This is a genomic window from Methanomassiliicoccales archaeon (assembly GCA_038740345.1).
Taxonomy (GTDB): Archaea; Thermoplasmatota; Thermoplasmata; order Methanomassiliicoccales; family UBA472; genus JAJRAN01.
This window is the reverse complement of sequence record JAVYMA010000036.1, coordinates 1-8,699: the sequence shown is the minus strand read 5'-3', so window position 1 is coordinate 8,699 and position 8,699 is coordinate 1. Positions and strand designations below refer to the sequence as shown.

The window sequence follows — 8,699 nt, the reverse complement described above, 5'->3', positions numbered from 1 at the left end:
CTTTCCGGCGTTAAAAATATTAATAAACTCAACGCGCGTAAATAATTTGAAATCAATAAGCATCATAATCAAGTCATATGGTCTGAGAAATTTGAGAACATATAAAAACGATCAGATACGTGCATGGAATGTAAAATACTCATCATCATATCCACTATGGAGAGGTCTTTCTGAAGAAATCCCTATTTTGCTTCAGAAAGGACTTTATCTAGAAATGGGTTGCGGAGACGGTAAGACACTCCGCCATCTTATTGAAAATAAGAAAAGCACGGTAGCCATCGATTTTTCTAATGTAGCAATTAATTCTTGCAAGAAAATGATATCAGAAAGTTCATTGATGAATATTGTAAGAGCAGATGTTACAGAGCTTCCCTTCAAAGAAAATTCATTCGACGCCGTCATAGCCAACCATGTATTGGAACACCAATTAAGTACAGAAAGAGAGCGGTTGGTCTCTGAGACATTTAGGGTCTTAGTACCCAATGGGAAATTTTTTTTGAGGGTTTTTACCATCGAGGATATGCGATTCGGAAAAGGTGAAGAGATTGAACCAAACACTTTCCTTCGATCCGATGGAATAACATATCATTATTTTACCATAGAGGAAGTCCAGAAGCTGTGTCAAAAGTTCGTATTGGAAGAACTAACCTCCATATTTAAAAAAAGAATATATTTGGGTAAAAAGTATTTTCGCTCTGAGATTCTCGCGTTGCTCCGAAAGCCTTCATATTAAGACAAAAAGATATCCCTGAAAATAACATACTTATCACCATACGGTGCTTGAATTGACGCTAGATAATAATGATGAGGCTATTCGTAAGAAAGTTGAATGCAGATTAGGTGAGCTTGAAGAATTGTATGGAAAGGTGCCTTTTGTATCAAAAGCTTTGTCGGAAAGGCCGGATATTTTTCTACCTTATTCATATCTGGCTGATGCAGCCGTTCAACGTACCAAATATTTAGATCGAAAATCAGCAGAAATTGCGGCTGTCGCAGCGGGAAGCGCCCTGGCTAGTGTTCATTGCTTAGAGGTCCACATCGATGCGGCCTACAAAGCGGGAGCGAGTCACGATGAACTAATGGAAGCTATTCAAATAGGAGCGTTCATGGCTCTTACAAAAAGTGAATCGGTTTCCCTTCGCGTATTGGATGATCATAAGACCCGTCATATGATCAAAGAATAGATTCGCTTTTCAGACGCCAAACCCCGAAAGGAACTCTGATTATGAACTTAACGCCTTTCCCGAACTCGCCACACTCTTCGATGGATATGCCAGTAAGTTCTAGGATCTCCTTGGTTAAAAAAAGACCAAAACCAGTGTTTTTCCCATATCCTAGCTCGAAAATCCTCTTTTTTTCATCTGGATGTATTCCTTCACCATCATCATTATAAATTATATTCAGAAAATTTTCATGATAATGTACTGACAATTCGATTTTTGTAATTCCTCCTCCATGGCGTAAAGAATTATCGATTAAATTCTGAAATACCTTTTTTAGAAGGCGATCGGCGAAAATATCAACGCCATTGATATTTATATTAACCTCGACATCTTTTAATTGAAATTCTGAAAGGGCAGAAAGAAAAACTTCCCGTAAGCTTTGCCAATGAGGCGAAGTCTCACCCATTATTTGATAATCATGCATAAAATCTATTTGATTTTGGATATTCGAAAGAGCGTGCTTCATTTTTTCAAAATGTTCTTTTATTTGAGTATCTTTCAAAATCTTTGAGTCTATTTCAAGGAAACCTTTAAGGATGACAATTTGATTAATCACATCATGTCGCGTGACGGAATTCAATAGTCTGAGCTTTTTATTGGCCAAAGCCGCTGCAGATTCCGCCATCTTCCTATCGCTAATATCGCGAGCAACACCAACACATCCTTTGAATCTACCATCATGTCCATAAATAAATCTCATCTCCGTTTCCAACCATATATACTCACCAGATGATGCACGATATCTCATTTCCATACGCGCTTTAGGCTCATGAGCTGCTATAGCTGAAGTATACTGTCTCCAAATTATTTCTGAATCTTCATCATGAATATTGTTCGTCGCTTTCTTTCCAACAATATCCTCGATACGACATCCCAATTTTCTGGTAATGGAAGGGCTGACGAACACAACGCGATCTTCTTCATCCGTTTGGTAGACTATGTCTTCCATATTATCTGTAACTAGTCGGAGTTGCGCTTCTCGCTCGGCCATTTCACGCTCTAGGATTTTTAGCGCCGTAGTATCAAAAAATATGGTTACAAATTGGCTTGATCCTAATGACGCTACGGAAATATGAAAATATTTCATTAACGGTTCATAGAACACATCCAATTCCTTGGCCAAACCCGTTTTCACTACTTCTTGATATTCATTTAAAAACGGTGCCTGAGCTACCTGATAAACCTGAGTAGCAAGTTTGCCCACAACATCTATTGCTTTGAGACCGAGTATTTTCTCATATCTAGGATTAACCGCTAAGATTCGGTAGTCTATGGCATTTCCTTCTTGATCGTATATCAATTCATGCAATGCCATGCCCTCATTCATCGATTGAAATATGGCGCGAAATCTTTGTTCACTTTCTAACTTCTCTATTTCCATTATTTTTCTATTTGTAATATCCGAGTGAGTACCAAGCATACGGATTGGACGCCCATTACATCTTTCTATGACCATACCTCGTGCCAAAATCCACTTGTAATTTCCATCTTTGCATTGCAATCGATATTCCATTTCGAACTTGTTCGTTTCACCCTTTAAATGAGCATCAAGATGTAACATTACTTTAACTATATCATCTGGATGTATCCTCTTTTTCCATTCCATTATTTCATTTTCAATTTCATCGTCATTATAACCTAAAATTTGTTTCCAACGAATGGAAAAGAACACTTTGTCATTTTCGATATCCCAATCGAAAATACCATCGCCTGATCCTTCGAGTGCAAATTTCCAACGTTCCTCGGACAATTTCAATTCCTGCAAAGTCTTCTTATGGGTGGTGATGTCCAATGCAGTGAATACAACGCCCTTCTTAAGATTTTGAGGATCTATGGCGGTGGAACTAAGTAAAATATCCAATACTTTACCATCTTTTCTTAGCCATTTTGTCTCGACACTTCCACTTCCACATTCTGAAATATGGGAATATTTTACTTTTCCCACATAATTAAAATCATCATCGGTTGGATAGAGCACTCGTGCCGACTTACCCAACAAATCCTCACGCTTATAACCGAGCATTTCGCACAAACGGTCATTTACCTCTATGAGGATTCTATCAGATACTAACCCTATTCCTATCGGAGCTGCACGGAATATGGCGGAGAGTCTCGCCTCTTTATTTTTGATTGCTTCGTCATCCTTTCTTTGCTTTACAGCCATTCTTACAGCATGCGCAACTTCTTTGAATTGAGCCTTTAAGTCGTGACCTTTCTGAATATATCTATCAGCTCCTAAGTTTAGGGCCATTATAGCAACTTCTTCCCTACCTTTTCCAGTAAAAAGAATAAATGGTAAAGTACAACCTTTTGATCTCAAGTCTCCGAGAAATTCTAAGCCATCTTTTCCTGGCATCTGATAATCACAGACAATGGCGTCAATAATTCTGTTCCAGATAATTTTCTCAGCTTCATCTGTGTTTGTAACGGTGATAACTTCAAAATCGCCTTCTGCCTCAAGAAATAATTTAGTAATTTCCAGAAAATCTGGTTCGTCATCAACGCAGAGTAAATGGATCAAATGCCGTGCACCAGCGCGGATAGTTATGAATGCCGCAAATTAAATTTAGATAATCAAATAATATATATAAGTTACGAAACGAATTGCGCTTAAGATAACTAAAATTGAGATAAGTTAATGATGTATTATCGAATATTAGGATGGAATGAAGAAAGATGCGCCATAACTGTTTCCATTATGCAGTGACAGCTCCTTTTGGCCAAGACTTCCATCAGTGCAGGTCATTGTTATTACAACCCGTTTTTCCATCGAAATTCCCAGGAGATAATCAATTTCGATGTTTTCTATTACTGTTTCTCCTGGTCCTATGACTCCTTTGGTCATTATCTTATCATCTACTCTTATGGTGTAAGTATAGGAAGAGAAGGCATGTTCAGAGGTTATAGTCACAACTATAAGAGAAGCGCCTTGATTCCAATATAATGGATCATTAGGCGAGGCATCTATATTATCTGGCCATCCATCACCATCTGCATCATGAACATTGGCAAGAGGGGAGAGTGAGGGCGAAAAAAAGATAATTAATAATAATAGGGCTGCAATAACTATTGACGCGCAGACGGTGAAAGGGATCAGAACGAGATAAGTAAATTTCCATCTTCTCACCTTTATTTCTGTCCTTAAAATAACGTGCTTCTTAGCTATTTTTCTCCTCCTAAAAAGTACACCACAATTGCTGCATGAAGTAGTATAGTCTGAATTCCTAACGCCGCAACGAGGGCATTTCATAATTTGCACTTGAATTGTCTTTCTAATGAATAAATGATTTTATGGCTATAATACGCCTAGCTCTCTACCCACCTTTTCAAAACAGGAAATGGCAAAATCAACATCTTCAGCGGTCATTGCAGCATTCATAATAGTACGGATACGAGCCTTGTCTTTAGCCACCATGGGGAACACTATTGGAAGGGCAAAAATACCCTCTTCAAAAAGACGATTAGAAAATTTTTTAGCTAAATTGCTCTCACCCAAAATAATCGGAGTGATTGGAGTAACACTTGACCCTATATTAAAACCGAGATCAATCATTGCCGATTTGAATTGAGCCGTGCGGGCCCAAAGATTTCGCACATGGTTAGTCTCTGTTTCTAAAATATCTATTGCAGCTATGCAGGCAGCGACTACTGCCGGTGGATGTGATCCAGATAGCAACCAAGTACGTGATTTATTATAGGCGAAATCTATTAATTCTTTCGATCCTGAAATATGACCTCCAACCACTCCAAAGGCTTTTGAGAAAGTTCCCATTTCTACATGGACCATTTCCCGAGATAGATGGAAATGTTCCACTATACCTCTTCCACCCTCACCTAGAACTCCTTCTCCATGAGCATCATCGACGTACAGCATGGCGCCATGTTCTTTGCATAGCGATGCTATTTCAGGTAATGGGGCAATATCCCCATCCATAGAAAAAACACCATCTGTTATTACTAAGATTCGTCTTGGGGGCGAAGAGAGTCGTTCCGCATTATCTAAAATTCGTTGCAGGTCTTGCATATTACAATGCTTATATACAGCACGATCAGCATGAGATAATCTGATACCGTCAATTATTGATCCATGATTTAGTTCGTCACTGACAATCAAATCACCTTTTCCTACCAATTGAGGTATAAGGCCAGCATTTGCAGCGAAACCAGTTTGGTATACTAGCGATGCTGGTGCCCTCTTAAACCTTGCTAAACGACGCTCTAGCTCTACATGTAAATCCATTGTTCCAGCAATTGGCCTTACTGAACCTGATCCAGCTCCGTGGGTATCGATAGCTCTTTTGGCCGCTTGCTTGATTAAAGGATGATCGCTAAATCCAAGATAGTTGTTAGAGCAGAACATGAGAACTTTCTTACCATCCACTTCACACCATGGTCGGCTAGGGCCGCTTAAAATATGTATTTTCCAGTCTAGGTCATCTTTAACTAGGGCTTCAAATTCTTCTTTTAGGAATGCAACTGGATCTCTCATCTTGATCACTTCGTGAATTTTTCTCTCAATCGTTGAATCATATCCGATACCATTTTACTTAAGTCATAATCGGGGTTCCAACCCCAATCACGTCTAGCCTGCGAATCATCCAATGACATAGGCCAGCTATCTGCGATAGTTTGTCTTTCATCAGGTACATAATCAACTTCTAGACGCGGGAGATGATGACGTATTTCCGCCACTAACTCTCCAGCTGAAAAATTCATCGATGATACATTATATGCATCATGTCTCTTTATATTCGTAGCAGGGGCATTCATAATATCTAAAATGCATTTGAGGCAATCCGGCATATACATCATGGGAAGGCGGGTGTCTTCTCTGACAAAACATGTGTATCTTTCTTTTAAAAGAGCTTCATAAAAGATCTCAACCGCGAAATCCGTTGTACCCCCTCCAGGCATTGTATCACTACTAATTATGCCAGGAAACCTTACTGAACGAACATCAAGTCCATATTTTTTATAATAATAATTACATAATAATTCTCCCGCAACTTTTGTTACGCCATACATGGATATAGGGTTTAACACCGTTTCCTGAGGGGTCATCCATCGAGGAGATGCTGGTCCAAATACTGCAATTGAACTGGGCCAAAATATTTTTTCTAAACCCACCTTTCTTCCAGCTTCTAGGATATTATAAAGTGTGCCCATGTTGACTTTCCAGGCCTCTTGAGGTTCCTTTTCTCCTTTGGCTGAAAGTATGGCAGCCAGATGATAAACTTGGGTCACATTCCATTTCTTTAGAACATTCAAAATATCGTCTTCTGAAAAAAGGTCGACTTTGATACATGGCCCCTCAGAAATCTGTTTTGCGGTCGGTGGGCGATTATGGAAAACAGCTACAACACGATCATTACCCCACTTTTTGCGCAATTCAGTTACTAATTCAGAACCTATTTGTCCTGTTGAGCCTGTGACCAATAACGTATTCTTGGAATCCATTAAGATACCTTTAACATCATTTACTGAAATGAATATATGAGTTGTCGTAATAAGAAAAGTTAGGATTGATTTCGATGAGAGTCAAGGCTGGTTGGGGATATGTTGAGATCGACGATAAATCGTATGAGGGAGATATAGTGGTGCATGTGGATGGAACCGTCACGAAGAGACAGACGTATCTTTCTTTTCCATATCGGTCAGAATTTTTCCATGTTCCCCTTTCAGAGAAGGAACTTGACTTTCTAGAGAACGAAAATCCCGAGGTGGTATATGTTGGAGCAGGTCATAAGGGTATGTTATCCTTAACCCCTAATGCAAAAAAAGTGCTTTCAGAATATGAGCTTAAAATCATGCTGACGGAAGCAGTAGCCGTTGCAATAAGTCAAGAAAAAAGACGTATGGTCGCTTTCATTCATACAACCTGTTGATTTTAAGCTTTCATTTTGAATTTTATATTCGATTATATAATCGAATAATAGTGCTGTAATTGTGATATTATAAAAAGTGATTATGGTAGGCTAAATATATATGAATTTAAAATGTTGAAAATATTTTATTTTTATAAAATAATAACTTATAATGGATGAAATTTTATCCAAAAGTTAAAGTCTCGTAAAATTGTCTATCTTTATATATGCTTAAATAGCAGTATATAAATAACGATTATGGAAGGTGTTACCATATCGAAATATAAAATTGAGAACGTGGTGGCATCCACTTCTTTGGGCACGGAGCTTGACCTACCAGCTATAGCTATGTCCCTTGATGGATCCGAATATGAGCCTGAACAGTTCCCAGGTCTGATTTACAGACTTAAGGAACCTAAAACAGCTATCCTACTATTTAGAAGCGGAAAAGTAGTATGCACAGGCGGAAAAAGTCTGGATCAAGTAAAAGTAGCTATAGGCAAGGTCACGAAGAATATTGAGAAAATGGGGATAAGACTAAAGTCAGAACCTGTTATCGAAGTCCAGAATATTGTTGCATCATCTGATTTGGGGCAAAGCATTAATTTAAATGCCATTGCCATTACTTTGGGCCTTGAGAGAGTTGAGTATGAGCCTGAACAGTTCCCTGGTTTAGTATATCGTCTAGATTCGCCAAAGGTAGTTCTTCTATTGTTCGGCTCAGGAAAGCTTGTATGTACTGGAGCTCGCAAACCACAAGATGTTGAGGATGCTGTAGATAAAATTACTGCTGAGCTTCGAGCTGCGGGTCAGCTGCGTTAGATTAGATTTTGAAAAAATATTATTTTTTTATTTATTTTTATAATTCGATGTACTCTTTTTTAAAATAATAAAAAATAAAAAAAGGGACGGGTTTCGCAATTAGATTTATTTTTGACCGGGCATCACAACATTTACAATATTTCCACCGACAGCTCCGCTTAGTATTGATCCTAAAGTAATCAGAGCTGCAGCTAAAACTGCCCAAGTTACGTCCCAATTTCCTCCACCAAGGACAATGTCCGCAGATGCCTTGATGACGAATAGCGTTAGGACGAAATATATGATGGCTAAAATAACCATCAATATCGTCCCCACTACAGCCATCAATAGCTTCTTCAAGGTGCTTTCCATATGGATTTCCTCCTATGTCCATAGTTATTGGACATCTTATTTATTATTTGCGATAATATAAACCTTTCAAAATATGTGATGATTTCAATTACATTTCAATATAATTCATATGTTATATAGTGAATCAATTACATATAGGATATAATCACAAATTAAATATTATTATATTTTATTAATTTTAAATAATCAATTTATCCAGATTTATAAGTAAAATGGGAGATAAATTGATTATTCTTAAATATTAAACTATATTTAAAAATATTTAAATTACATAATATTATTATTTTTATGCTTTTCCCCATCTTTCTCTTTTCAGAAAGGAGTGTTGAGGAACTTTTAAAAGAAATGCAGAGGGCTCAAAACCAGATTAATACCCTTCAGGCAGAATTTTATCAAAAAAAAACCTCTAAATTATTTAAAAATCCTCAGGAACTTTATG

At 37.8% G+C, this 8,699-nt stretch carries 9 protein-coding genes; 4 read left to right on the top strand and 5 right to left on the bottom strand.

Features of this window, described 5'->3' with window-relative positions:
* Window positions 1-733 (top strand): class I SAM-dependent methyltransferase (locus QW520_08650; GenBank protein ID MEM0449872.1); only part of this gene is annotated, 733 nt, incomplete at its 5' end.
* Between the two features lie 43 nt (window positions 734-776).
* Complete coding sequence (locus QW520_08645; protein MEM0449871.1) at window positions 777-1,184, top strand: carboxymuconolactone decarboxylase family protein; 408 nt, start codon at window positions 777-779, stop codon at window positions 1,182-1,184.
* On the opposite strand, the gene QW520_08640 is transcribed toward QW520_08645, so the two are convergent.
* The 4 genes from QW520_08640 to QW520_08625 all read right to left on the bottom strand — a co-directional run bounded on the left by QW520_08640 (window position 1,174) and on the right by QW520_08625 (window position 6,680).
* Window positions 1,174-3,744: a PAS domain S-box protein gene (locus tag QW520_08640; protein ID MEM0449870.1), complete on the bottom strand. Its 2,571-nt coding sequence runs from the start codon at window positions 3,742-3,744 to the stop codon at window positions 1,174-1,176. The two genes, QW520_08645 and QW520_08640, sit on opposite strands and share 11 nt — an antisense overlap.
* Window positions 3,745-3,879: 135 nt before the next feature.
* Complete coding sequence (locus QW520_08635; GenBank protein ID MEM0449869.1) at window positions 3,880-4,473, bottom strand: zinc ribbon domain-containing protein; 594 nt, start codon at window positions 4,471-4,473, stop codon at window positions 3,880-3,882.
* A 45-nt stretch (window positions 4,474-4,518) separates the two neighbouring features.
* A complete protein-coding gene (locus QW520_08630; protein ID MEM0449868.1) occupies window positions 4,519-5,712 on the bottom strand; it encodes an aminotransferase class I/II-fold pyridoxal phosphate-dependent enzyme in 1,194 nt (397 codons plus the stop codon).
* A gap of 5 nt (window positions 5,713-5,717) precedes the next feature.
* Complete coding sequence (locus tag QW520_08625) at window positions 5,718-6,680, bottom strand: NAD-dependent epimerase/dehydratase family protein (protein ID MEM0449867.1); 963 nt, start codon at window positions 6,678-6,680, stop codon at window positions 5,718-5,720.
* Window positions 6,681-6,754: 74 nt separating this feature from the next.
* Here QW520_08625 and QW520_08620 point away from each other — a divergent pair, with 74 nt between their 5' ends.
* Both QW520_08620 and QW520_08615 read left to right on the top strand, forming a co-directional pair.
* Window positions 6,755-7,108, top strand: a complete 354-nt coding sequence (locus QW520_08620; protein ID MEM0449866.1) for a hypothetical protein — start codon at window positions 6,755-6,757, stop codon at window positions 7,106-7,108.
* Window positions 7,109-7,345: 237 nt separating this feature from the next.
* Window positions 7,346-7,909, top strand: a complete 564-nt coding sequence (locus QW520_08615; GenBank protein MEM0449865.1) for a TATA-box-binding protein — start codon at window positions 7,346-7,348, stop codon at window positions 7,907-7,909.
* A gap of 105 nt (window positions 7,910-8,014) precedes the next feature.
* Here QW520_08615 and QW520_08610 read toward each other — a convergent pair whose 3' ends face one another.
* Window positions 8,015-8,260 carry a hypothetical protein gene (locus QW520_08610; GenBank protein ID MEM0449864.1) on the bottom strand — a complete coding sequence of 82 codons (246 nt, stop codon included), beginning with the start codon at window positions 8,258-8,260 and terminating at the stop codon, window positions 8,015-8,017.
* Between the last annotated feature and the right edge of the window lie 439 nt (window positions 8,261-8,699).

Coding starts and splice junctions, on each gene's coding strand:
- QW520_08635 (MEM0449869.1), bottom strand. CDS start 4,473: ATGAAATGCCCTCGTTGCGGCGTTAGGAATTCAGACTATACTACTTCA.
- QW520_08630 (MEM0449868.1), bottom strand. CDS start 5,712: ATGAGAGATCCAGTTGCATTCCTAAAAGAAGAATTTGAAGCCCTAGTT.
- QW520_08625 (MEM0449867.1), bottom strand. CDS start 6,680: ATGGATTCCAAGAATACGTTATTGGTCACAGGCTCAACAGGACAAATA.
- QW520_08620 (MEM0449866.1), top strand. CDS start 6,755: ATGAGAGTCAAGGCTGGTTGGGGATATGTTGAGATCGACGATAAATCG.
- QW520_08615 (MEM0449865.1), top strand. CDS start 7,346: ATGGAAGGTGTTACCATATCGAAATATAAAATTGAGAACGTGGTGGCA.
- QW520_08610 (MEM0449864.1), bottom strand. CDS start 8,260: ATGGAAAGCACCTTGAAGAAGCTATTGATGGCTGTAGTGGGGACGATA.